At 71.8% G+C, this 22930-nt stretch carries 21 protein-coding genes; 16 read left to right on the forward strand and 5 right to left on the reverse strand.

Annotation, left to right across the window (positions count from 1 at the left end):
- Nucleotides 1-110: 110 nt before the first annotated feature.
- From FS641_RS09255 to FS641_RS09275, 5 genes are all read left to right on the forward strand, one after another.
- On the forward strand, nt 111-1151 hold the full coding sequence (locus tag FS641_RS09255; RefSeq protein WP_186317673.1) for a substrate-binding domain-containing protein: 1041 nt from the start codon (nt 111-113) through the stop codon (nt 1149-1151).
- 375 nt (nt 1152-1526) lie between these two features.
- On the forward strand, nt 1527-3293 hold the full coding sequence (locus FS641_RS09260) for a xylulokinase (protein ID WP_144763085.1): 1767 nt from the start codon (nt 1527-1529) through the stop codon (nt 3291-3293).
- Nucleotides 3290-3991, forward strand: a complete 702-nt coding sequence (locus tag FS641_RS09265; RefSeq protein ID WP_144763087.1) for an L-ribulose-5-phosphate 4-epimerase — start codon at nt 3290-3292, stop codon at nt 3989-3991. Before FS641_RS09260 ends, FS641_RS09265 begins: the two co-directional genes overlap by 4 nt.
- Nucleotides 3988-5511 carry an L-arabinose isomerase gene (gene araA, locus FS641_RS09270; RefSeq protein WP_144763089.1) on the forward strand — a complete coding sequence of 508 codons (1524 nt, stop codon included), beginning with the start codon at nt 3988-3990 and terminating at the stop codon, nt 5509-5511. Before FS641_RS09265 ends, araA begins: the two co-directional genes overlap by 4 nt.
- Before the next feature lie 17 nt (nt 5512-5528).
- Complete coding sequence (locus tag FS641_RS09275; RefSeq protein ID WP_144763091.1) at nt 5529-6782, forward strand: FAD-binding protein; 1254 nt, start codon at nt 5529-5531, stop codon at nt 6780-6782.
- Here FS641_RS09275 and FS641_RS09280 read toward each other — a convergent pair.
- Nucleotides 6779-7546 (reverse strand): SDR family NAD(P)-dependent oxidoreductase, encoded by a 768-nt coding sequence (locus tag FS641_RS09280; protein ID WP_144763093.1) that lies wholly within the window; start codon nt 7544-7546, stop codon nt 6779-6781. The two genes, FS641_RS09275 and FS641_RS09280, sit on opposite strands and share 4 nt — an antisense overlap.
- A gap of 168 nt (nt 7547-7714) precedes the next feature.
- On the opposite strand from FS641_RS09280, the gene FS641_RS09285 reads away from it, so the two are divergent.
- Entirely contained in the window at nt 7715-8398 is a 684-nt protein-coding gene (locus FS641_RS09285) for a hypothetical protein (RefSeq protein ID WP_144763095.1), read from the forward strand.
- Between the two features lie 93 nt (nt 8399-8491).
- The gene (locus FS641_RS09290) at nt 8492-8968 is read left to right on the forward strand and encodes a DUF2510 domain-containing protein (RefSeq protein WP_144763097.1); all 477 of its coding nucleotides are present in this window, start codon (nt 8492-8494) and stop codon (nt 8966-8968) included.
- Nucleotides 8969-8987: 19 nt separating this feature from the next.
- On the opposite strand, the gene FS641_RS09295 is transcribed toward FS641_RS09290, so the two are convergent.
- The gene (locus FS641_RS09295) at nt 8988-9935 is read right to left on the reverse strand and encodes a LysR family transcriptional regulator (protein ID WP_144763099.1); all 948 of its coding nucleotides are present in this window, start codon (nt 9933-9935) and stop codon (nt 8988-8990) included.
- A 150-nt stretch (nt 9936-10085) separates the two neighbouring features.
- Here FS641_RS09295 and FS641_RS09300 point away from each other — a divergent pair, with 150 nt between their 5' ends.
- Genes FS641_RS09300 through FS641_RS09330 form a run of 7 tightly spaced genes read left to right on the forward strand, consistent with a single transcriptional unit; the run spans nt 10086 to nt 16781 of the window.
- Nucleotides 10086-10916, forward strand: coding sequence for an ABC transporter substrate-binding protein (locus tag FS641_RS09300; RefSeq protein WP_260855761.1), 831 nt, complete (start codon nt 10086-10088; stop codon nt 10914-10916).
- Nucleotides 10917-10922: 6 nt separating this feature from the next.
- Nucleotides 10923-11720, forward strand: a complete 798-nt coding sequence (locus FS641_RS09305; protein WP_144763101.1) for an amino acid ABC transporter permease — start codon at nt 10923-10925, stop codon at nt 11718-11720.
- Nucleotides 11721-11722: 2 nt separating this feature from the next.
- Entirely contained in the window at nt 11723-12520 is a 798-nt protein-coding gene (locus tag FS641_RS09310) for an amino acid ABC transporter ATP-binding protein (protein WP_144763103.1), read from the forward strand.
- Complete coding sequence (solA, locus tag FS641_RS09315) at nt 12520-13665, forward strand: N-methyl-L-tryptophan oxidase (protein WP_144763105.1); 1146 nt, start codon at nt 12520-12522, stop codon at nt 13663-13665. Before FS641_RS09310 ends, solA (FS641_RS09315) begins: the two co-directional genes overlap by 1 nt.
- Nucleotides 13662-14846 carry an N-methyl-L-tryptophan oxidase gene (gene solA / locus FS641_RS09320; protein ID WP_144763107.1) on the forward strand — a complete coding sequence of 395 codons (1185 nt, stop codon included), beginning with the start codon at nt 13662-13664 and terminating at the stop codon, nt 14844-14846. The genes solA (FS641_RS09315) and solA (FS641_RS09320) overlap by 4 nt, the downstream gene beginning before the upstream one ends.
- A gap of 25 nt (nt 14847-14871) precedes the next feature.
- The gene (solA, locus tag FS641_RS09325) at nt 14872-16080 is read left to right on the forward strand and encodes an N-methyl-L-tryptophan oxidase (RefSeq protein WP_144763109.1); all 1209 of its coding nucleotides are present in this window, start codon (nt 14872-14874) and stop codon (nt 16078-16080) included.
- Nucleotides 16077-16781 carry an SDR family oxidoreductase gene (locus FS641_RS09330; RefSeq protein WP_144763111.1) on the forward strand — a complete coding sequence of 235 codons (705 nt, stop codon included), beginning with the start codon at nt 16077-16079 and terminating at the stop codon, nt 16779-16781. The genes solA (FS641_RS09325) and FS641_RS09330 overlap by 4 nt, the downstream gene beginning before the upstream one ends.
- Nucleotides 16782-16818: 37 nt before the next feature.
- On the opposite strand, the gene FS641_RS09335 is transcribed toward FS641_RS09330, so the two are convergent.
- A complete protein-coding gene (locus tag FS641_RS09335) occupies nt 16819-17775 on the reverse strand; it encodes a DUF5937 family protein (protein WP_144763113.1) in 957 nt (318 codons plus the stop codon).
- Between the two features lie 56 nt (nt 17776-17831).
- Between FS641_RS09335 and FS641_RS09340 the strand changes: the two genes are divergently transcribed.
- Both FS641_RS09340 and FS641_RS09345 read left to right on the forward strand, forming a co-directional pair.
- On the forward strand, nt 17832-19112 hold the full coding sequence (locus FS641_RS09340) for an MFS transporter (protein ID WP_186317675.1): 1281 nt from the start codon (nt 17832-17834) through the stop codon (nt 19110-19112).
- Nucleotides 19113-19247: 135 nt separating this feature from the next.
- Entirely contained in the window at nt 19248-20780 is a 1533-nt protein-coding gene (locus tag FS641_RS09345) for a C40 family peptidase (RefSeq protein ID WP_144763117.1), read from the forward strand.
- 182 nt (nt 20781-20962) lie between these two features.
- Here FS641_RS09345 and FS641_RS09350 read toward each other — a convergent pair whose 3' ends face one another.
- Both FS641_RS09350 and FS641_RS09355 read right to left on the reverse strand, forming a co-directional pair.
- Nucleotides 20963-22279, reverse strand: a complete 1317-nt coding sequence (locus tag FS641_RS09350) for a GNAT family N-acetyltransferase (protein ID WP_144763119.1) — start codon at nt 22277-22279, stop codon at nt 20963-20965.
- A gap of 118 nt (nt 22280-22397) precedes the next feature.
- The gene (locus FS641_RS09355) at nt 22398-22925 is read right to left on the reverse strand and encodes a hypothetical protein (protein WP_144763121.1); all 528 of its coding nucleotides are present in this window, start codon (nt 22923-22925) and stop codon (nt 22398-22400) included.
- Nucleotides 22926-22930 lie beyond the last annotated feature (5 nt).

Consider the following 22930-nt stretch of genomic DNA (forward strand, 5'->3'; position numbering starts at 1 on the left):
ATCGCTCGGAGTGAGCGCTCACATACTGTGTGCTCCGCCGCGCTGTGTCAACCCGAAGATGAGTGAAGAGCAAGGGCGGTGATCGACCGGGGGAGCGGTACGGTGTCCGAGTGACGACCACCGCGGCGGGGAACGGCAAGCCACGCAAGGCCCCGACGATCTTCGACGTCGCCGAGCGCGCCGGCGTCTCGCACCAGACGGTCTCGCGGGTCATCAACGGCGACCCGACCGTCCGCGATCACTTCCGGTCCCGCGTCACCACCGCTGTGACCGAGCTGGGGTACCGCCCGCGCGCCGCCGCCCGCGCGCTCGCCGGGGGGCGCAGCAGGGCCCTCGGACTGGTGACGGCCGGCGACGCGCTGTACGGGCCGTCGAGCACCGCGATCGGGTTCGAACGTGCCGCCCGGCACGCCGGGTACCACGTGCTGCTCTCCACCCTGCCGGACGACCCGCGGCCGAACGACCTGTCGAGCGCGCTCACCACGCTGCTGGCGCAGGACGTCGCCGCGGTCGTGCTCGTCGCCGCCGACAACCGGGTGCTCGACTCGCTCGCGTCGCTCACCGAACCCGTCACCGTGCCGGTCGTCGTCGCGAACGCGGTGCAGCGCGACGCTCGGCGAGCCGAACGCCTGCCGACCGTGGCCGCGGTCGCCATCGACCAGGCCGCCGGTGCACGGATGGCGATGCAGCACCTGTTCGACCGCGGGCACCGGCGCATCGTGCACATCACCGGTCCGACGGTCTCGCAGGAGGCCGAGGTGCGCCGTGCGACCTTCCTCGAGACGATGACGGCCGCCGGCCTCGAGCCGGTCGTGCTCGACGGTGACTGGACCCCCACGAGCGGGTTCGCGGCGGCCAGGACGCTCGACCCCGCCGCCGTCGACGCGGTGTTCTGCGGCAACGACCAGATGGCGCTCGGCGTGCTGCACGCCTTCGCGGACGACGGGCTCCGCGTGCCGGACGACGTCGCCGTCCTCGGCTTCGACGACATCCCGGAGGCGGCGCACTTCACGCCCCCGCTGACCACGGTGCGGCAGGACTTCCGGGCGATGGGGGAGCAGGTGCTCGCGACCGCCAGGAGCCTGGTGGAGGGTGACCCGCTCGACGAGATCCTCCTGCAGCCCGAGCTGGTGGTGCGGCGCTCCGCCTGAGCGGCGCCGGGTGGCCGGGCGTGACCCGGGCGGGGCGCTTCCGCGGCGAGGTTCCAGAATTGCGGAACCCGGACGCGTTGCACGGGTGAGTCGTGGAACCCGGGCGGACCTGAGCGGCGAGTTGTGGAACCTCGGTGGGCGGGCGCATGGGTGTGTCGTGGAACCCGGGCGCGCCTGAGCGGCGAGGTTCCAGAATTGCGGAACCTCGACGCGCCGCACGGGTGTGTCTCGGAACCCGGGCGGACGTGAGCGGCGAGTCGTGGAACCTCGGTGGGCGAGGACGGCTCGGCGTTGCGAGAGTGAGCGCTCACGTGCCAGGATGTGAGCGCTCATCCATCAGCGGGGGCACGGACGAGGACGTCTCAGGAGGACACCATGGGCGAGGACCGCCGACAGCAGATCGCCCTCGGGCACACGTTCCTGGGCATCGAACTCGGATCCACGCGCATCAAGGCCGTACTCATCGACGAGCAGCACCGCCCGATCGCGAGCGGCGACCACGAGTGGGAGAACGCCTTCGTCGACGGTCGGTGGACGTACTCGCTCGAGGCCGTCGAGACCGGGCTGCAGGCCGCGTACGCCGCGCTGGTCGCCGACGTCGAGGCGCAGTACGGCATCCGCCCCACCACGTTCCGCGCCGCCGGGGTGTCCGCGATGATGCACGGCTACCTGGCCTTCGACGCCGACGACGCACTGCTCGTGCCCTTCCGCACCTGGCGCAACACCTCGACCGGTCCCGCGGCCGAGGCCCTCAGCGAGCACCTCGGGTTCAACATCCCGTTGCGTTGGTCCGTCGCGCACCTGTACCAGGCCGTCCTCGACGAGGAGCCCCACGTCGCCGAGGTCGCCCGGGTCACCACACTCGCCGGGTACGTCCACCACCGCCTGACCGGCCGCGACGTCCTCGGGGTCGGCGACGCGAGCGGGATGTTCCCCATCGACCCTGCGAGGCGCGACTACGACGCCGCCATGCTCGAGACCGCAGACGAGCTGATCGGCGCAGGCGCAGGCGCAGGCCTCGGTATGACGCCCGGCATCCGCGCCCTGTTCCCGGAGGTACTCGTCGCGGGGCAGGACGCCGGTGCGCTCACCCCCGAGGGTGCCGCGTGGCTCGACCCGACCGGCACGCTCGAGTCCGGCGTGCCGCTCTGCCCGCCGGAGGGCGACGCGGGCACGGGCATGGTGGCGACGAACGCCGTCGCTCCCCGGACCGGCAACGTCAGCGTCGGCACGAGCATCTTCGCGATGGTCGTCCTCGAACGCCCGCTGGCCCAGGCGCACGAGGAACTCGACGTCGTCACCACCCCCGCCGGCGACGCGGTGGCGATGGTGCACTGCAACAACGGCGCGAGCGAGATCGCCGCTTGGGCTCGGGTGTTCGGGCGCTTCTCCGACGCCGCAGCCGAGCGGACCGGCGGCACGCGCGTCGACGTCGACGACGTCTACGCGACCCTGCTCGCCGAGGCCGCAGACGCCGACCCCGACGCGGGTGGCCTGCTGTCCTACAACTACCTGGCGGGCGAGCCGGTGACCGGTGTCGCCGACGGCCGTCCGGTGCTCGTGCGCAGCCCCGACGGCCGCTTCACGCTCGGCAACCTGGTCCGGGCCGAGGTGCAGGGGGCCTTCGCGACCCTGGCGATCGGCATGGACGTGCTGCACGACGAGGACGTGACCGTCGACCGGATGACCGCGCACGGTGGCCTGTTCCGCACCCCCGGCACTCCGCAGCACCTGCTCGCCGCCGCACTCGACGTGCCCGTCGCGCTCGAGGAGACCGCCGGCGAGGGTGGCGCGTGGGGCATCGCGGTCCTCGCGGCGTACCTGGCCCACGCCGACACCACCGACCTGACGACCTACCTCGCCGACCAGGTCTTCGACGGCGACGGCGTGCACGTGGCCGAGCCGGCCGCGCGCGACGTCGCCGGGTTCCGCGCGTACCTCGAGCGCTTCCGCGCCGGTCTGCCGCTGCAGGCTGCGGCAGTGGCAGCGACGACACGACCGACCGAGACGACAGCCGGAGCCGAGCCGAGCCTCCAGACCGACACGGCCGACACGGCCGACACGGCCGACACGGCCGACAAGGCCGACACGGCCGACACGGCTGACGCGGCCGACACCACCGAGAAGGAGCCGACCCGATGACGGAAGCAACGACCCAGGAGGCCGTGGCCGCCACCCGCGAGCGCGTCGCGCGCCTGCACGGCGAGCTGGTGCGCTACGGCCTCGTGATCTGGACCGGCGGCAACGTCTCCGAGCGCGTCCCCGGGCACGACCTGTTCGTCATCAAGCCGAGCGGGGTGTCGAGCGACGACCTCACGCCGGGGAACCAGGTCGTCTGCACGCTCGACGGCGTCCCGGCCGACGGCTGGGGCAACGCCCACGGCCCGAGCTCCGACACCGCTGCGCACGCATACGTCTACCGCAACATGCCCGAGGTCGGCGGCGTGGTGCACACGCACTCCACGTACGCGACGGCCTGGGCGGCCCGAGCCGAGGCCATCCCGTGCGTCATCACGGCCATGGCCGACGAGTTCGGCGGCCCGATCCCGGTCGGTCCGTTCGCGATCATCGGTGACGACTCGATCGGTCGCGGCATCGTCGCGACGCTCTCCGGGCACCGCTCCCGAGCGGTCCTCATGCAGAACCACGGCGTGTTCACGATCGGCAAGGACGCGAAGGACGCCGTCAAGGCGGCGGTGATGTGCGAGGACGTCGCGCGCACGGTCCACATCGCGAAGCAGGGCGGCGAGGTCGTCCCGATCGCACCCGACGACATCGATCGACTCTTCGATCGCTACCAGAACGTCTACGGACAGAACCCCGAAGGAGCCATGCGATGACGCAGGACAACGTCGACCCCCAGGCCACACTCGACGGCTACGAGGTCTGGTTCCTCACCGGCAGCCAGGGGCTGTACGGCGAGGAGACCCTGCGCCAGGTCGAGGAGCAGAGCCGCGCCGTGCACGCCGACCTGGCGCCACACGTCCCGGTGAAGCTCGTGTGGAAGCCCGTGCTGAAGGACGCCGACGGCATCCGACGCGCCCTGATCGAGGCCAGCGCCGACGACCGGGTCATCGGCGTCACCGCCTGGATGCACACGTTCAGCCCCGCGAAGATGTGGATCGGCGGCCTGAACGCCCTGACCAAGCCGCTGTTGCACCTGCACACGCAGGCCAACGTCGCGCTGCCCTGGTCTGAGATCGACTTCGACTTCATGAACCTCAACCAGGCCGCGCACGGCGACCGCGAGTTCGGCTACGCCCTGGCCCGCATGGGCGTCCGGCACGCGACCGCGATCGGGCACGTGTCGGACGAGCGGGTGCAGCAGCGGGTGTCCGACTGGTCCCGCGCCGCAGCCGGTGCGGCCGCGATCCGCGAACTCAGGCTGACGCGCTTCGGCGACAACATGCGGTACGTCGCCGTCACCGAGGGCGACAAGACCGAGGCCGAGATCGAGCTCGGCGTGCAGGTCAACACCTGGGCCGTGAACGAGCTGGCGGCAGCCGTGGACGCCGCCAGCGAGCAGGACGTCGACGCGCTCGTCGCCGTGTACGACGAGTCCTACGACCTCGTCCCCGAACTGCAGGACGGCGGCGCGCGCCGCCAGGCCCTCCGCGACGGCGCCGCGATCGAGCTCGGTCTCCGTGCCCTCCTGTCGCAGAACGACAGCGCCGCGTTCACGACGAACTTCGAGGACCTCGGCACGCTCAAGCAGCTCCCCGGTCTGGCCGTGCAGCGGCTGATGGCCGACGGCTACGGCTTCGGCGCCGAGGGCGACTGGAAGACCGCCGTGCTCGTCCGCGCGATGAACGTCGCCGGCGCCGGGCTCCCCGGCGGGGCGTCGCTCATGGAGGACTACACGTACGACCTGACGCCGGGCGCGGAGAAGATCCTCGGCGCCCACATGCTCGAGGTCTCCCCGACGCTGACCTCGTCGCGTCCGACGCTCGAGATCCACCCGCTCGGCATCGGCGGCAAGGACGACCCGGTCCGCCTGGTCTTCACCGCCGACTCCGGTGCGGCCGTGGTGGTCGCGCTCTCCGACACCCGCGACGGCTTCCGCCTCACCGCGAACGTCGTCGACGTGGTGCCGCCGACCGAGGCCCTGCCGAAGCTGCCGGTCGGCCGCGCCGTCTGGGAACCCCGTCCGTCGTTCCCGGTCGCCGCCGAGGCGTGGCTCACCGCCGGCGCCGCCCACCACACCGTGATGACGACGGCCGTCGGGCTGCAGGTGGTCGAGGACCTCGCGACGATGCTCGGCACCGAGTTCCTCGTCATCGACGAGCACACGACGTCGCGCGGGTTCCGCGACGAGGTGCGCGGCCAGCAGACCTGGCACCGCCTCGACCGCGGGTTCTGAGCCGTACGATGACGGACGTGACCGCGACGACGCGCACCAACTGGGCGGGCAACCTGACCTACCGCGCGCGAGCCCTGGAGCGCCCGACCTCAGTCGCGGCGGTGCAGGCGCTCGTCGCCGCGACGCCGCGCCTGACGGCGCTCGGATCGACGCACTCGTTCAACGACATCGCCGACACCGACGCGGTCCAGGTCACGCTCGCCGGCCTGCCGCCGGTGCTCGAGATCGACACGGCGCGACGGGTCGTCCGGGTCGCGGCCGGGATGACACACGCGCAGGTGGCGTCCGGCCTGGAGGCTCGTGGCTGGGCGCTCGCGAACCTCGCGTCCCTGCCGCACATCTCCACGGCCGGCGCCGTCGCCACCGGCACGCACGGTTCCGGCGTGCGCAACCCCTCGCTGGCGCAGGCGGTGGTCGGCCTCGACGTGGTCCGGGCGGACGGATCGCTCGACCACGTGGCCGTCGACGACCCGACCCTCGACGCGCACCGGGTGGCGCTCGGCGCCCTCGGGATCGTCACGGCGGTCGAGCTCGCGATCGAGCCGTCGTACCAGGTGGCCACGACGGTGCACCTCGACCTGCCGTGGGACGCGGTGTCCGCGCACTTCGACCAGGTGATGTCCGACGCCTACTCCGTGTCGATGTTCACCGCGTTCGACGACCGCGGTGCCCGTCAGGTGTGGACGAAGCACCGGCTGGACGAACCCGCGCCGGACGTGGACCTCGTCGCGCTCGGTGCCAGGACCGCGACCGGACCGGTGCACCCCGGCGAGAACGACACCGCCGGGGTCACGGAGCAGGGCGGCGTACCGGGGCCGTGGTCCGAGCGGTTGCCGCACTTCCGGTCGTCGTTCACCCCGTCCACCGGCGCCGAGATCCAGGCGGAGTACCTGCTGCCGGCAGCCGCGGCGGTGCCGGCGCTCGACGCCCTGCGTCCCCTCGCCGAGATGCTCGCGCCGATCCTCATCGCCGCCGAGCTCCGGACGGTCGCGGCGGACACCGCGTGGCTCGCTCCGTCGTCGGAGCGGGCGTCGGTCGGGGTGCACTGCACGTTCCGCCGGGACGCCGACGCCGTGGCGGCCGCGGTCGCCCGTATCGAGGAGGTCCTCGCACCGTTCGACCCGCGACCGCACTGGGGGAAGGTGTCCGCTGCGACCCCGGAGCGCCTGCACGCGGCCTACCCGCACCTGGCCGAGTTCGCCGCGCTCGCGCGTGACCTCGACCCGGCGGGGCGGTTCCGCAACGGGTTCCTGGACCGCGTGCTGTCCTAGAGGCCGACGCTGCCCTGCGAGATCCCGCCGTCGATCGTGACGGTGGTGCTCGTCATGTAGGCGGCCTTGCCGGACGCCAGGAACACGACGACCTCGGCGATCTCGTGCGGCTTCGCCGGTCGCCCGAGCGGGATGGCGTCGTCGAGCTGCTTGAGCTTCTCCGGGTCCGACGTCGTCGCCGTGTTGATCGGGGTGTCGACGGCACCGGGTGCGATGTTCACGATCCGGACGTTGTGCGGGCCGAGTTCGACGCCGCCGCTCCTGGCGAGCATGCGCATGCCGCCCTTCGACACGCAGTACGCCAGGTTGCCGGGCATCGGCCAGTCCTCGTGCACGCTCGAGATGTTCAGGACCAGCCCGCCGCTGCCCTGCGCGATGAACTGCTTCGCTGCCGCCTGGGTGCCGAAGAAGGCGCTCTTCATGTTGACCGCCATCACCTCGTCGTACCCCTCCTCGGTCTCCTCGAGGAGCGACTTGCGGTCCTCCATGCCGGCGTTGTTCACCAGGACGTCGAGCGAGCCGAACGAGTCCACCGCCTTCTGCACCATGCTGTGCAGGTCCGCCGACTTCGTGATGTCCGCATCGACCCCCACGGCGTGACCGCCGGCGTCCTCGATGCGCTTGATCAGGGAGTCGGTGGCGTCCGGGTGGGCGACGTAGTCGATCACGATGTTCGCGCCCTCCGCGGCGGCGGCGAGGCAGATCTGCTCTCCGATCCCGCTGTTCCCACCCGTGACGACGATGGTCTTGCCTTCGAGCAGCATGCTTCCTCCTGGGTTGTCGGTGTCTCCAGGCTGCTCTCGATCGCCAGGGGAAGTCCGCCGGAGCCGCTGAGACATCGCGCAGCCGTACCGACCGCGGCCACGACCCGTAGGGTGGGGGACGGACTCGCCGGTGCACGGGGCGCACGGCGGAACGCAAGGGGGAACCGCATGTCCATCGCAACGAGGACCATCGTGTCCAGGACCATCGCCGCGAGCACGGTCGCCGTGGTCGCCACGCTCGCACTCGTCGGCTGCGCCGGTGGCGACGACGCACCCGGGGACCGGCGTTCAGCGGCGTCGACCACGAAGTCGACCGCGTCGCCGAGCCCGAAGTCGACGCCGACCGCCTCCGCGGAAGCGGAAGCGGAAGCGGCAGCGACACCGACGAACCTGACCTTCGAGGACGGGGCCGCGATCTCGCCGAGCTCACTGCCGGCGTTCGGCCTCGAGGTCTCGGCGCTCGGCAGCTGGACCCAGTCCGGGGAAGACCCGACCACCGGCTCCCGGGAGTACACCAACGCCGACGGCGCGGTCGCCACGATCACCCAGCAGAAGGTGACCGACCTCGATCCGAACGCGGGGGACCGGGCCGCCACCGAGCGGATGTTCACCGCCGCCGGCTACCCCGCCGACCGGCTCGAGGAGCAGCTCCTGCCCACGATGTCCGGCGGCACGGCGCAGTTCCTGTCCATCGCGACGCAGAACACCGACGGCACGTGGTCGGCGACCGTGGTGCGGGCGTTCGCCAAGCCGGGTGCCGCCCTCATCGTGAAGGTGCAGACGCCGTCACAGGAGGCGTTGCGTCCCGATCTGCACGACATCCTCGTGCACGCGCAGGTCATCCTGACCTGATCCGCTGCTCGTCGTCCGGCGTGACCAGCACTGGGGCCTGCGGCCGACAGTCGACGAACCCTACGCTGACCGGCAGGCAACGAGGGGAGCGTCGTGACACTGCCGATCGCCGGGTGGTACCCCGACCCGCAAGAACCGTCCAGGGTCCGCTGGTGGGACGGCGAACGCTGGGGACAGCTCGCGCCGGCTCCGCAGCAGACGATGGTGGCAGCACCGGTGTACGAGACTGCTCCACGCCCGCCGGCGCCGTCCGAGTACCGGCGGGGTGCCGACCTGCGCGACGAGCCGGTCCTGCGTGGCCGGAAGGCACGTCTCGCGAAGGACCGTGCGACGCGTGCCGCGAACCCGTTCGGCTACGCGGGTCTCGTCCTGGCGTTGATCGCGTTCCTGTTCAACGTCTTCGCGGTTCCCGGGATCCTCGGGATCGTGTTCGGTGCGATCGGGCTCGCCCGCGCCGGGCAGCTCACCGGTGCACGGATCACGGGCTTCGGTGTCTCGCTCGCAGCGGTCATCCTGGGCCTCGTGGCATCCGGGGCCTTCGCGCTCCGAGCGGCGCAGCTGCTCGGCTGAGGTTATCGGCGCCGAGCGGTCATCCGCCGCTGGGCTCCGGGAGGAGCGGCGGACGGTTGCCGCGAGCGACCTCGCGTGCGGCGAGCGTGCGCATCTCGTCGTGCACGAGCTCGAGGAGCAGGTCGGCCGCGACGAGCCCGTCGTGCTGACGTCGGAGCACCGAGAGCGGCGTCGTGGCGTGCCCGTCCGTCACCGGCACGTAGCTGACGCCCTCGAAGGCGTGCAGCGTCGACACGTAGGGCATGAGCGAGACGCCCAGGCCGCAGGCGATCGACGACAGCATCGCCACGTCGTCGAGGGAGTACGTGCGGATCTGCGGTGAGAACCCGGCCCGGACACAGGCGCTGACGATGGCGTCGTAGCCGGGGATGCCCTCGTCGCGGTGGAACAGCACGAACGGGTCGTCCCGGAGCTCCACGAGGTCGATGCGCTCCCGCGCGGCCAGCGGGTGCGTCGAGGGGACGGCCGCCACCAGCGGCTCGTGCGCGACGAACGCGAAGTCGACACCCTCCGGCGCTTCCGAGAGTCGCCCGAACGCGAAGTCCACGCGCTGCTCGAGCACCGCGCGGTACACGTGCGTGTCGAACACGCTCATCAGCGAGACGCGGACCTCGGGCATCGCGGCGCGCAGCCGGGGCACCACGCGGGGGACGAGCCCGGCGAACGTCGACGAGATCGACGAGACCTTCAACGGGACGGTCGCGGTCGGCTCGTCCACGACGGACGCCTCGACCCGCTCGGCGTGGTCGAGGAGCGCCTTCGCCTGGGCGGCGAGGACGCGGCCCTGCGGTGTCAGTTCCGGGGCGCGCCGCTGGCCACGGTCGAAGAGCGACACCCCGAGTTCCCGTTCGAACCGCGAGACGGACTGGCTGAGCGCCGACTGGCTCATGCCGAGCCGGGCGGCGGCGTCCTTGAAGGAGAGGTCCTCGGCGACCGCCGTGAACGCCCGGAGATCGCGGAGTTCCATGCCCCGATCGTCGCACGCTACTTCGACGAACTTGCGATACGACGCCGTAAAGTTCGTGTTTCTAAATCATTTCCGCACGCTTATCTTACCCTTGCATCGCTTACGGTGATTTTGCCCGCACCACTCATCCTCCCCAGCACAGGAGCCACCATGCGACGCACCCACTCGAAGGCCGCCGCGGTCGCCGTCATCGCGGCACTCGCCGTCGGCCTCACGGCCTGCTCCACGACCTCCTCCGCAACGACGTCCACGGCGTCGGACGACTACGGCACGCTCACCCCGGGCACGCTGAAGATCGGCACCCTGAGCGACGCCAAGCCCTACGCGTACAACGAGAACGGCAAGCTCACCGGCTTCGAGGTCGACATGGCCACCGCCATCGCGAAGCACATGGACCTCAAGCCGGTGTTCGTCCAGCAGGAGTTCTCCACGCTGCTGCCCGCGGTCGCCGCCGGGTCGCTCGACGTCGCCGCGGCGAGCACCTCGGTCACCGCGGAGCGCAAGAAGTCCGTCGACTTCTCGAACACCTACTTCATCGGGTACATCTCGATCATCACGCCGTCCGGGTCGACGATCACGAAGAAGCCGTCCTCCCTGTCGGGCAAGCGCCTCGGCCTCATGCAGGGCACCCTCGAGGACACGTACGCGCAGGAGCACTTCCCCGGCGTCCAGATCGTCCGCTACCCGGACAACAACGCCGCGAAGGCCGCCATGCAGGCCGGCAGCATCGACGCGGTCTTCCTCGACTACCCACTCGGGCAGGACTTCGTGGACAAGGACAGCTCGATCACGATGCCGATCAACATCTCGCTGCCCGAGTACCCGGTCGCGATGAGCATGCACAAGGACAAGCCCGCCCTCAAGAAGGGCATCAACGCCGCGATCAAGGAGATCATCGCCTCCGGTGAGTGGCTGCAGATCGAGAAGAAGTACTACCCGGACGCCCCGGTGCCGGACCAGTTCCAGCCGACGGCGAAGTAGCCGGCCGTGAACCAGCTGCAGACGCTCCTGGACTCGTTCTTCAACGTGCAGGACATGCTCGTGGTCGTGCCCGAGATCCTCGGGTACGGCCTCTGGAACACCCTGCTGCTCGCAGCAGCGGCGACCGTCGTCGGCATCGTGATCGGCCTCGTCCTCGCCGCGCTGGCCGTGTCGCGGAGTCGGACGCTGCGGGTCCTCGCCGGGATCTACACCGACGTCTTCCGCGGGCTGCCCGCGATCCTCACGATCCTGGTGCTCGGGCAGGGGCTCGCGCCGCTGTTCAACCCGATCACCAGGGGCAACCCGTACCCGCTCGGCATCCTGGCCCTCGGGCTCATCGCCGGCGCGTACATCGGCGAGATCTTCCGGTCCGGCATCCAGAGCATCGACAAGGGCCAGCTCGAGGCGGCCAGAGCGCTCGGCATGGGCTACGGACCGGCCATGCGGCTCATCGTCATCCCGCAGGGCATCCGCCGTGTGCTGCCGGCGCTGGTGAACCAGTTCATCGCCATCGTCAAGGACTCCTCGCTGGTCTACTTCCTCGGCCTGGTGACCTCGCAGCGCGAACTGTTCCGGGTGGGCCAGGACGCCGCCGTGACCTACGCGAACCTCTCACCCCTCGTCACCGCCGGCGTCTTCTACCTGCTCATCACGGTGCCGTTGACGCACCTGGTGAACGTCATCGACCGTCGGCTCCGCACCGGCCGCGCCGCGGTCGACGCCAGCGACGAGGGCGGTCCGCGCTCGTCGGGGACGCCAGCCACCGCTCCCGCCGGAGCCGTCACGATCGGACAGGACGGATGACCATGACCACGCCCCCTGAGGACACGACGGTGCCCGGCGTCGACACCGGCGTGACGGACCTCGTCAGCGAGATCCGCGGCGCCGGTCTCGAGCTCCGCGGGATCACGAAGCGGTTCGGCGCCAACGAGGTGCTGCACGGCGTCGACCTGGCGGTCCGCCCCGGACACACGGTGTGCATCATCGGACCGTCCGGTTCCGGCAAGTCCACCCTGCTCCGCTGCGTCAACCGGCTCGAGGAGCCCACCGCGGGCACGATCCTGCTCGACGGCGACGACATGACGACGGGGGACCCCGACCGGCTGCGGAGCCGTGTCGGCATGGTGTTCCAGCACTTCAACCTGTTCCCGCACATGACCGTCCTCGACAACATCGTGCTGCCGCTCCGGAAGGTCCGCAGGCTCGCCGTCGACGAGGCGCGGGAACGGGCGGTGCGGTCCCTGGCGGACGTCGGGCTCGCCCACAAGCGTGACTTCCGGCCGTCCAGCCTTTCCGGCGGCCAGCAGCAGCGCGTCGCCATCGCCCGGGCGCTCGCGATGCGACCGGAGGTGATGCTCTTCGACGAGGCGACGAGCGCGCTCGACCCCGAGCTCGTCAAGGAGGTCCTCGACCTCATGACCGGGCTCGCGAGCGCCGGCATGACGATGCTCGTCGTCACCCACGAGATGGGCTTCGCCCGCCGTGCCGCCGACCACGTCGTCTTCATGGACCAGGGGCGCATCGTCGAACAGGGTGAGGCCGCGGCGATGTTCGACCACCCCGAGTCCGAGCGGCTCGCCGGGTTCCTCTCGAAGGTCCTCTGATGCCGTCCGGACCCCGCGTCGCCGTCGTCGGGACGGGCACCATGGGCGCGATGACGCTCTGGCAGCTCGCCCGGCGCGGGGTCCATGCGGTCGGCTTCGACCGCTGGGCACCGGGGCACGCCTTCGGTGCCGCCGGCGGCGAGACCCGGCTGTTCCGCAGTGCCTACGCCGAGGGGCCGGAGTACGTGCCGCTCCTGACCGAGTCGCTGACCGAGTGGCGGGCGCTCGAGACCGAGACCGGTCTCGACCTGCTGACCCTGACCCGCGGCCTGATGATCGGGCGGAGCGGCTCCGCCTTCCTGCGCGGCGTGCTCGCGTCGGTCACCGAGAACCACCTGCCGCACGAGGTGCTCTCCGCCCAGGAGGCTCGTGGCCGGTTCCCCGAGACCGTCCTGGACGACGACGAGGTCGCCGTCCTCGACGAACGGTCCGGCGTGATCCGTGCCGAGGTGTCGGTCTCGGCCGCGGCGCGCGCCGCGACCGACCGCGGATCCGTGGTCCGCGTCGGCGACGCGGTCGTGGCCGTGGAGCCGGGACCCACCGAGGTGACGGTCGTGACGGAGGGTGGGGCGCGCCTCCCGTTCGACCGTGTGGTGGTCGCCGCCGGTGCCTGGGCGAACCAGGTCCGCGGGATCGAGCTGCCGCGCCTCGACGTCCAGTCGATCGCCGTGCACTGGTACCCGGTCCGCCACCCGGAGCGCTTCGCCGCCGACCGGTTCCCCTTCGTGTGCCGTGACGCCGGCGTCGACTTCTGCGTCTGGCCGACCACCGACGGCGCGACCGTCAAGGTCGGGCTCGCCGCCGGGCTCGACCACCTGGGCAGCGCCGACGAGCTCGACCAGCGCATGCCCGACGAGCTCGTCCCGGTCGTCGACGAGTACGTCCGCCGGTACGTCCCGGACGCCGTCCCCGCCGCGGTGCGGCACGCCGTCCAGGTCGACGCGTGGACGGCCGACCACGCCTTCATCGTCGACACCACGGCGGACGACCGTGTCGTGGTGCTGGCGGGCTTCTCCGGGCACGGCTTCAAGATGTCCCCGGTGATCGGCCGAGCCGCCGCCGACCTCGCGCTGACGGGGGCGACCTCGCTGCCCGTCGCGCGGTTCCGCGCGGACCGCTTCGCACGGAACCCGACGCTCCGATGACCCGCTTCGACGCCGAGGTCGGCGTGGTCGGCGTGGGGACCATGGGTGCGCAGACCATGTGGCAGCTCGCCCGACGCGGTGTGTCGGCGATCGGCTTCGAGCAGTTCGCACCGGGACACGACCGCTCGGGGGCCGGTGGCGAGTCCCGCCTGTTCCGGACCGCGTACCTCGAGGGCAGTCACTACGTGCCGCTGCTCCGCCGGTCCCGCGCCGCATGGGAGCAGCTCGGCGCCGACACCGGGGTGGAGGTGCTCCGGATGACCGGCGGCCTGATGATCGGCTCCGACGGTTCGTCGTTCCTGGAGTCCGTCGCGCGGTCGATCACCGAGCACGGCATCGACCACGAGTTCCTCGACACCGACGCCCTCGGCACCAGGTACCCGCAGCACGCGGTCCGACCAGGCGACGTCGCGTACCTCGACCACGAGTCCGGCTGGCTGCGACCCGAGGTCGCCGTCACGCTCGCCGCGTCGGAGGCCGAACGCCTCGGCGGCGTCGTCCACCGGCGTGCGCGCGTGACCGAGATCCGGATGACCGACGCCGCGGTCGAGGTGCACACCGAGGAGCGGGTGTTCCGGTTCCCGCGGCTGGTCGTCGCGGCCGGAGTCTGGACGGCACGGCTCCTGCCGGGCATCACGCCCCTGCACGAGGTGATCCGGATCGTGATGACCTGGTTCCCGACCGTGACGCCGGAGCGCTTCACCGAGGACGTGTTCCCGATCTTCGTGCGCCAGTCGGACGGGTTCGACATCTCCGGCTGGCCCTCGATCGACGGCGCCACCGTGAAGATCGGGCTCAACAACGGGTGGGACCGCGTCGCCGATCCCGACCGCCTCGACCGGAGCGTGCCGGACGAGCTCTTCGCCGAGGTCCGCGAGGCGGTGCGCGCGCTCGTCCCCGGAGTCGTGCCGGAGGTCGTGCGCGCCGGCGTGTACATGGACGGCTACACCGCCGACCACGACGCCTTCGTCGGGCCGCTCGGGTGGGACGACCGCGTCACCGTCCTCGGCGGCTTCTCCGGGCACGGCTTCAAGCTCGCACCGGCGATGGGCACGGTCGCGGCCGACCTCGCCACGACCGGCACGACCGACCTGCCGGTCGGTTTCCTCGACCCCGCACGCTTCTCCGCCACCGTGACCGCCGCCGACCGCCTGCGCTTCGGCCGCCCTGGAACGCGCTGAACCAGCACCCACCGAAAGGAACCCCATGGAGACCATCACCACGGACGTCGTCGTCGTCGGACTCGGCGCCTTCGGATCCGCCGCGCTCTGGCGCCTCGCGGCCCGCGGCGTCGACGTCGTCGGCGTCGACCGGTACGGACTGGGACACCACATGGGGTCCTCGCACGGCGCCACCCGGTTGTTCCGGATCGCCTGCCAGGAACACCCCGGGCTCACGCCGATCGCGCAGAAGTCCCTCGAGCTCTGGACCGCGCTCGGTGAGGCGGACGGCGAGACCTACGTCCGGCAGACCGGGTGTCTCTCCACCGGGTCGCCCTCGTCCCGCCCGGTGTCCGGGGTGACGGCCGCGGCGGCACGCGCCGGTCTCGACGTCACGCACCTGGACCACGACGAGCTGCTCCGCACGTACCCGCAGTACGGCGGGACCGCGGAGGACACCGTCGGTGTACTCGACCCCGGCGCCGGCATCTGCTACCCCGAGAAGAACGTGCGGGCGCAGGGCGAGGCGGCGATCGCGCTCGGCGCCCGGGTGTTCACCGACACCCGCGTCACGGCGGTCGAGCTGGTCGACGGCGGCGTCCGGGTGACGACTCCGACCCTCGTGATCGAGGCCGCACAGGCCGTGGTCGCGGCGGGGGCGTGGAACGGCAAGCTCCTGCCGGGCCTGCCGCTCCGACCGCGTCGGACGCCGCTGTACTGGTTCCGGCCGAAGGACGACGCGTCCGTGTCGTTCGCCCTCGACGCCTTCCCCGCGTTCATCCACGAGCTTCCGGACGGCCGCCACCTCTGGGGGCACGGCTCGGACGAGGACTACCTGGTCAAGATCGGCATGGAGGACTCCGGAGCCAACTTCGCGGACACGGATGCCGACACCGTCGACCGGTACATCCACCCGCGAGACGACATCGAACAGCTCTCCTCGTGGGTCGCCGACGCGTTCCCGGAGATCGACCCGGTGCCGGTCAAGGCGATCCCCTGCATGGTCACGAACTCGCCGGACGGACAGTTCCTGGTCGGCCGCCCCGACGGCGACCCGCGCCTGGTCGTCGCGGCCGGCGACCACGGGCACGGCTTCAAGCACGCCGCCGGGGTGGGGGAGCTGCTCGCACAGATCGCCGTGGGGGAGACGCCGTACACGACGATCGACTTCCTCGACCCGGACCGCTTCGCCACCGGCGCACCGGTGGACGCGGGGACGGTGCACGCCGGGTCCGTCGCACCGGTCGGAGCATGAGCGGGAGCGGTCGTCCGGTCGCGCTGGTCACCGGGGCCTCGCGCGGCATCGGCCTCGCGATCGCCCGTGACCTCGCACGGACGCACACCGTCGTCGCCGGGGCCCGGTCCACGGCGGCGCTCGCCGGCCTCGTCGACGAGGTGCCCGACGTCGTGCCCTTCGTCTGCGACGTCGGGGACGGGGACTCGGTGGCGACCGCCGTGGCCGCGCTCGACGCCGACCGGCTCGACGTGGTCGTGCACTCCGCGGGCATCGCTGACGAGCGGCCGTTCGACACGTTCACCCGCGACGACTGGCGCCGGTCCTTCGAGGTCAACGTCTTCGGCGTGGCGGACCTGACCGCCCGCCTCCTCCCCGCGCTCCGTCGCGCCCGCGGGACGGTCGTGTTCCTCAACTCGGGGTCGGGGACGTTCTCCTACCCGGACGGCGCCGTGTACTCGGGGACGAAGTTCGCGCTCCGCACCATGGCCGACTGCCTGCGCGAGGAGGAACGGACGAACGGCGTCCGGGTCGTCTCCGTCCACCCCGGGTTCGTGGACACGGACATGGCGCGGACCATCCGCCGCGAGGCGGGACGGGAGGGGCCCGACGAGTCCTACGTGCAGCCGGAGACGATCGCCGCCGGGGTGCGCGTGGCCGTCGACGCCCCGCACGAGGCGCAGTTCGAGACGATCGCGATCCGGCCGACGCTCCGCGCGTGACCCGACGTCCGACCGCGTGCGGTGTGGTGGCTCGCGGTCAGGTCACCCGGGCGAGCGCCTGCCCGAGGTCGCTCCGGTAGTACAGCACGGCGCGGCCGTACCGCGTCCGGTTCAGCAGCCCGCTGCGCTCGAGGACGCGGAGGTGCTGGTTGACCGCCGAGGTCGACACGCCGAAGCGCATCGCCAGGTCCGTCGACGACGCCGGCTCGCCGAGCGCCTGCAGCAGGCCGGCCCTGGTCACGCCGAGCAGGTCGCGGACGGCACTCTGGTCGGGGTGCGACGTGGTCGACCACATCGCACCCTGCCCGCGTGCCGGGTACATGATCGTCGGCGGCAGGTCGTCGTCGATCGGTGTCGACGCGCGCACGACGAAGATCGACGGCACCAGGGTGACCCCCTCGCCCCGCACCGGTCGGTCCCGGGCGACGGAGCTCGACAGGTGGACGTCGAGGTTCCGGCCGTCGAAGCGCACCGGTTCGGCCAGGCCGCCGAGCACGGCGCCGAGTCCCCGCTGCGCGGCGATCCGGCCGCGGTGGGTGATGTCGGACTGCATCACCGCCCGCATCCGGAGCCAGTACGGCGCGAAGCACAGCCGCCACGCGGTGGCCAGGGCCTGCTGCAGCCGTTCGACGACGACGTCGTGCCGACCCGTGAAGACCGCGGGCACGGTGCCGTGCACCCGTTCGAGGTCGGCGTGCATCCGTTCCCGCGAGATGCGGCCGAGGGTCACGAGCTCGTCGTCGAAGGAGGTCAGCGGCGACTCCGGTCGCGGGTTCACGAAGTCGGCGACCCACCGCCGCTCGTCGACCAGCCCGAGCAGGACCTCGTCGTCGAGGAGTGGCCGCACCGCGGCGATGCCGTCGAGCCACGGACGCTGGAGCGGGTATCGGTCCGGGGCACGGAACGCACGGAGCGCGAGGCCGAGCTCGGACAGCGGCGAGATCCCGAATCGGATGGTCGACACGTCGCTCGCCTCGAGCTGGTACCGGATCATGAAGCCCCACGCTACATCGATTGGCGGCCATGCCGGCATCCGTCCGGAATGGGACCGTGAGCAGCAGCACCGTCCTCCCCGAAGTCCCCGTCCGCACCCTCGTCCGGCAGGACGCCACCCTCCGACGCCTGCTCACCGTCACGCTCGTCGACACGATCGGCCGTGGCGCGTTCTTCACCCTGACCTCGCTGTACCTGACCACGGTCGTCGGGCTCCCCGCGGTCGCCGTCGGACTCGGCCTCACGGTCGCCGGCGCCGTCGGTGTCCTGAGCTCCCTCGGGTTCGGCCACCTCGCCGACCGGTTCAGCGCCCGCCGGATGCTCGTGTGGCTGCACCTCGTCCAGGGACTCGCACTCGTCGGCTACGTGCTCGTGCACGACCTGCCGACCCTCGTCGTCGTCGCGTCGATCGTGACGCTCGCGCAGCAGGGCGGTTCCTCGGTCCGGTCCGCGGCCATCGGGCGAGCGTTCCCGGGCGGGGAACGCGTCCGGGTCCGGGCGACGATGCGCACCGTGACGAACGTCGGCATCGCCGCCGGGACCGCCCTCGCCGCGATCCCGCTCGCGGTGGGCACCGGGTCGGCCTACCGCGTCACCATGGTCGCAGCCGGCGTGCTCTTCGTCGCCTCGGCGCTGCTGCTGCTCGGACTGCCGTCCGCCCGGATCGACGCGGCCCCGGCCGAACGCACGGAGACCGGCTCCCTCGTGTTGCCGACCGCCGACGTCCGATCGCCCTACCGCGACGTCCGCTTCCTCGGGATGACCGCACTCACCGGCGTCTTCGGCATCCAGTTCGGCCTGTTCGAGGTCGCGGTACCGCTCTGGGTCGTCGGGCACACCGTCGCGCCGGACGTGCTCGTCTCGCCGCTCCTGCTCGTCAACACCGCGGTCGTGATCGCGTTGCAGGTGCGCATGAGCCGCGGGACCGGGACGATCGCCGGTGCCGGACGGTCGATGCTGCACGCCGGGTGGTTGATGGCGCTGGCGTGTGGCCTGTGGGCGGCCGCCGGCTGGGTCAGCGGCGACGACTGGGGGCCGGTCGCGCTCGCCGCGGTGGTGCTCGTCGTCGCCGCCCTCGTGCACTCGCTCGCGGAGATCACCTCGAGTGCCGCGGGGTGGAGCCTGAGCTTCGAGATGGCCCCTGCGGAGCGGGTCGGCGCGTACCAGGGCGTCTACGGGACCGGCTACGCGGTGGGCGCGATGGTCGCCCCGGCCGTCGTGACCCTGACGGCGATCGACCTCGGCACGGTGGGCTGGGCCGTCCTCGCGGCGATGTTCCTCGGAGCGGCGCTCGGCACGGCCGCGATCGCCCGACGTGCCGCACGCGTGGCGCGGTGACGACGCTCGGAGCACCCCGTCGCTGAGACTCCGCACACGTTCCACCGGTCGAACCGCACCAGCATCAGGAACGCCGCCGATGTCCGCACAACGGAGGACTTGTCGCTCGTCGAAGCCGAGGTGGACAGTTCGACCGTGAACAACACACAGGGGAACCGCGTCGCCTCGACGCGGTCGGTCCGGCCACGGACCAGGAACACGTTCATCACGATCGCGGCAGCCGCGATCGCCCTCGTCGCCACGATCGGCACCGCTGCTCCGGCACTCGCCGGCCAACCGGGTCTGAACACCGGGGGAGGGCCCTCCGCGCAGGCCAACAGTGCGATCGCGTACGCCGAGAGCATGTGGAGCACCAGCAACGGCGGTCCGAACTCGCACACCTACTACTCGCTCGGCGGCAACGGCCCCGACGCGTGGGACTGCTCGGGGCTGGTCTGGAAGGCGTACCTGCAGGCCGGGATCGACCTGTCGAACGGCGCATCGCGACCCGTCGTCGGGGACGAGTACAACGCGTTGAAGAACCACCTGGTGTCGCGGTCGAACGCCCAGCCGGGTGACGTCCTGTTCTGGACGAGCAACGGTTCGACGAGCGGGAACTTCCTGCACGACGGGATCTACCTCGGCGGCGGCTACATGGTGGCGGCTGCCGCCCCCGGCGAGGGCGTGAAGGAGCAGACGCTCTGGTCGGAGCCCGGCGAGGAACTCCTCGACGTGGTCGGACGCCCGACCGGTTCGTTGAGCGGCGTCGGGTCCGGCGGCAGCTCGGTGACCAACACCTCGTACGTCACCGCAGCCCAGGTCAACACCGGCAAACTCTGGAGCATCACGGCGTCGAAGGCCGCGACCGCGTACAACGTGGGTGTCGCAGCCGGCACCAGTCCCGCGATCGCCTCGCTGCCCGGCGGCAAGTACGTGACCGCCTTCCAGGCGCAGGGAGGCAGCCTCTGGACGATCACCTCGGACGGAGCCGCCACGTCGTTCCCCGTGGGGATGAAGGCCGGGACCAGCCCGTCGATCATCGCCACCGCCGGCGGCGGGTACGTGGTCGCGGTGCAGACGAACACGGGCAAGCTCTGGACGATCACCAACACCAAGGCGGCGACCGCGTTCGACATCGGCATGGCGGCTGGGACGAGCCCGTCGATCGCCGCGGTCGGGAGCGGGTACGTCGTCGCGGTGCAGACGAACAGCGGTGACCTGTGGAGCGTGACGAACACGAACGCGGCGACGTCGTTCGGCGTCGGGATGATGGCGGGCACCAGCCCCGCGATCACGGCGACCGCCAACGGCGGGTACGTCATCGCAGCCCAGACGAACACGGGTGCCCTGTGGAGCGTGACCAACACCAAGGCGGCCACGGCCTTCCCGGTCGGCATGAAGGCCGGTACGAGCCCGGCGATCCTGTCGGTCTCCGGTGGCGGCTACGTGATCGCGGTGCAGACGAACTCGGGTTCGCTGTGGACGATCACGGACGGCAAGGCCGCGACCGCGTTCGACATCGGCATGGCGGCGGGCACGAGCCCGTCCATCGCCGCGGTCGGCAGTGGCTACGTCGTCGCCGTCGAGACCAACACCGACGTGCTGTGGACGGTCACGAACGACGACGCCGCGACGGCCTTCCCCGTGGGGATGCAGGCCGGGACGAGCCCGGCGATCCTGGCCGACTGACGCTCGTCAACTGCGGCGGAGCGGGTCGTCCGTCCGGACGACCCGCTCCGTACCCGTCCGACGACCGGAGGCAGTTCGCGCCACGTCTCGACGTGGCGCGAACTGCCTCCGGTCGTGCGAGTGCCAGAAGCGGTGTGCCCGAGCGTGAGCGGCGCCCGAGCTGACCGACACCCCGCCCCGCGTCAGAAGTACGTGATCCCGTGCGGCGTCCGCGCCGGCAGCAGCATCGCCCGGAGTCGCACCACGACCGCCGGGTCCGAGGCCCACACCAGTCCGGCGGCGGCGAGCGTCACCGGGTCCACCGAGCCGATGAGCAGCGCACCGAGGTCGGCCACGTCGAGCGCGACGTCGACCGCGTCGCCGGCCTCGTCGGCCAGTCGGGTGACGGTCCCGCGGCCGTCGACGACCTCGAGCCGGTACGTCCCCGCGGCGAAGCCGAGCGTGTCCGACACCGCGAGCACCAGGGAGCCGTCGACGGCGTACGGGCGCGACTCGAGCGTCGCCACGACGTCGAGCACGCGGAGCCACACGTGGTCCTCCTCGTGGTCGACGTCGTAGGCCCGGTTGTCGCCGAGCGCGGCGACGATCGGGTCGTCGAGGCGCGACCGGTTGTACCGCACGACGTCGTTGAGGTCGATCGACAGCAGGAACTCCCAGAGCGACAGGTAGGCCTCGTCGGTGGCGTAGACGAGGTCGACGATCTCGACCGAGGTGTCCGAGCCGCTCTCCTTCACCCGCCAGGTGACGTACCCGTCGACGTCGTCGGAGCCCTCGGCGCGGTGGACCGCGGCCCGGACGTCCTTCGCGGGCTCGCCGTCGCCGGTGAGCTCGCCGAAGACGACCGGCCAGGTGGCGACGTTCCGCACCATCGACCCGGGCGTGCGCGCGTCGAAGCGTGCGAAGACGTCCTGGCCGACCCGGTCCGCCAACCACGCCAGCGGCACGACGGACACGGTGCCCGAGGTCGGCGCGAGGAAGGGCAGCGCCCGGTTCCGACGCACGCTCACGGCACGCTCGCGGATGGCACAGCCGAAGCCGAACCGGCGGTAGATCGTGCCCTCGGACGCGGTCAGGGACGCCACCGCGTAGCCGTCCTCGACGCCACGGCGGAGCGCGTGGGTCATCATGGCGCGCAGGATGCCCCGTCGGCGCTCGGTCGGGCGGACCGTGACGGCCGAGATGGCCTGGGTGTCGATGCCGGTCCCGTCGCCCCACGAGAGCGCCTTGCGGAACCAGGTGAAGGTACCCGCCGGCCACGTCTCGTCGACGGAACCGGGCAGCGGCTCGCGGACGTGGACGCCGAGCAGCGTCTCCTGGTCGGCGATCATGTTGCCGGCGATCCGCGCGAGGACCTCCGGCGTCGGGTTGCCCTCGTGGAAGCCCATGCCCACGGCCTGCATCCAGGCGGCGGTGCGGTCGTCCGGCACCCCGTCGGCGTCGGCGGCCGGCGTGAACTCCCGGAGGTCGAAACGGTTGTCGAAGTCGTCGTTGATCGGCACGAGGCGACCCTATCGGTGCCGGGTGACGGCATGGTCGGTGACGTTCGGACTGGAGGCACGGCTCGGCCCCGGCGGTCGACGCTCCACCCCGCCCTCCCGGCCCGCAGCGCCGGTCCGCTCAGTCCGTCGCGCCGGCCGGCGGGTCGACCAGGAGTCCCACGCGGTCGTCCAGGTAGGTGGCCAGCGGCACGGCGGTGTCGGCCGTGGGGGACCAGCGCACCAGCGGTTCGTCGTCGCGCACGGTGAGCACACCGGTGCCGTCGAGCAGGGTCGCGTCCAGGGGGATCGGTGTGGCGCCGTGGTTCACGGTGTCGCCGGCGTCGAAGTGTCCGCGGACCGCCGCGGCCCGGTATGCCCGGCGGACCTCCGCGGAGACGGACACGAACTGGGAGCGCCCCGGATCGGTCACGCGCGTGATCGCCCCGGTCGCCCAGACGCGGCCACCGGTCTCGGGGGAGGACCCGATCAGCAGGGCCCCGACGCGCCACACCCGCCCGAGCGGTCGCATCGTCGGTTCGCGTCGGATGCCGAGCACTGCCCTCGGCTCGACGTACTCGCCGAGTGCCTCGTCCCGGACGTCCGCGGCACGGAGGCGCCTGGCCGCCGCGTCCAACAGCTCGCGCGTTCGCGTCACCGGGTCCGTCACGTCTG

The organism is Curtobacterium sp. 9128 (assembly GCF_007673775.1).
Classification (GTDB): Bacteria; Actinomycetota; Actinomycetes; order Actinomycetales; family Microbacteriaceae; genus Curtobacterium.

Bases quoted from the DNA above. Each gene is read 5' to 3' on its own strand.
- FS641_RS09265 (WP_144763087.1), top strand. From the start codon at position 3,290: ATGACGGAAGCAACGACCCAGGAGGCCGTGGCCGCCACCCGCGAGCGC.
- FS641_RS09295 (WP_144763099.1), bottom strand. From the start codon at position 9,935: ATGGAACTCCGCGATCTCCGGGCGTTCACGGCGGTCGCCGAGGACCTC.
- FS641_RS09285 (WP_144763095.1), top strand. From the start codon at position 7,715: ATGTCCATCGCAACGAGGACCATCGTGTCCAGGACCATCGCCGCGAGC.
- FS641_RS09335 (WP_144763113.1), bottom strand. From the start codon at position 17,775: ATGATCCGGTACCAGCTCGAGGCGAGCGACGTGTCGACCATCCGATTC.
- araA (WP_144763089.1), top strand. From the start codon at position 3,988: ATGACGCAGGACAACGTCGACCCCCAGGCCACACTCGACGGCTACGAG.
- solA (WP_144763109.1), top strand. From the start codon at position 14,872: ATGGAGACCATCACCACGGACGTCGTCGTCGTCGGACTCGGCGCCTTC.
- FS641_RS09280 (WP_144763093.1), bottom strand. From the start codon at position 7,546: ATGCTGCTCGAAGGCAAGACCATCGTCGTCACGGGTGGGAACAGCGGG.
- FS641_RS09310 (WP_144763103.1), top strand. From the start codon at position 11,723: ATGACCACGCCCCCTGAGGACACGACGGTGCCCGGCGTCGACACCGGC.
- FS641_RS09300 (WP_260855761.1), top strand. From the start codon at position 10,086: ATGCGACGCACCCACTCGAAGGCCGCCGCGGTCGCCGTCATCGCGGCA.
- FS641_RS09260 (WP_144763085.1), top strand. From the start codon at position 1,527: ATGGGCGAGGACCGCCGACAGCAGATCGCCCTCGGGCACACGTTCCTG.
- solA (WP_144763105.1), top strand. From the start codon at position 12,520: ATGCCGTCCGGACCCCGCGTCGCCGTCGTCGGGACGGGCACCATGGGC.
- FS641_RS09330 (WP_144763111.1), top strand. From the start codon at position 16,077: ATGAGCGGGAGCGGTCGTCCGGTCGCGCTGGTCACCGGGGCCTCGCGC.
- solA (WP_144763107.1), top strand. From the start codon at position 13,662: ATGACCCGCTTCGACGCCGAGGTCGGCGTGGTCGGCGTGGGGACCATG.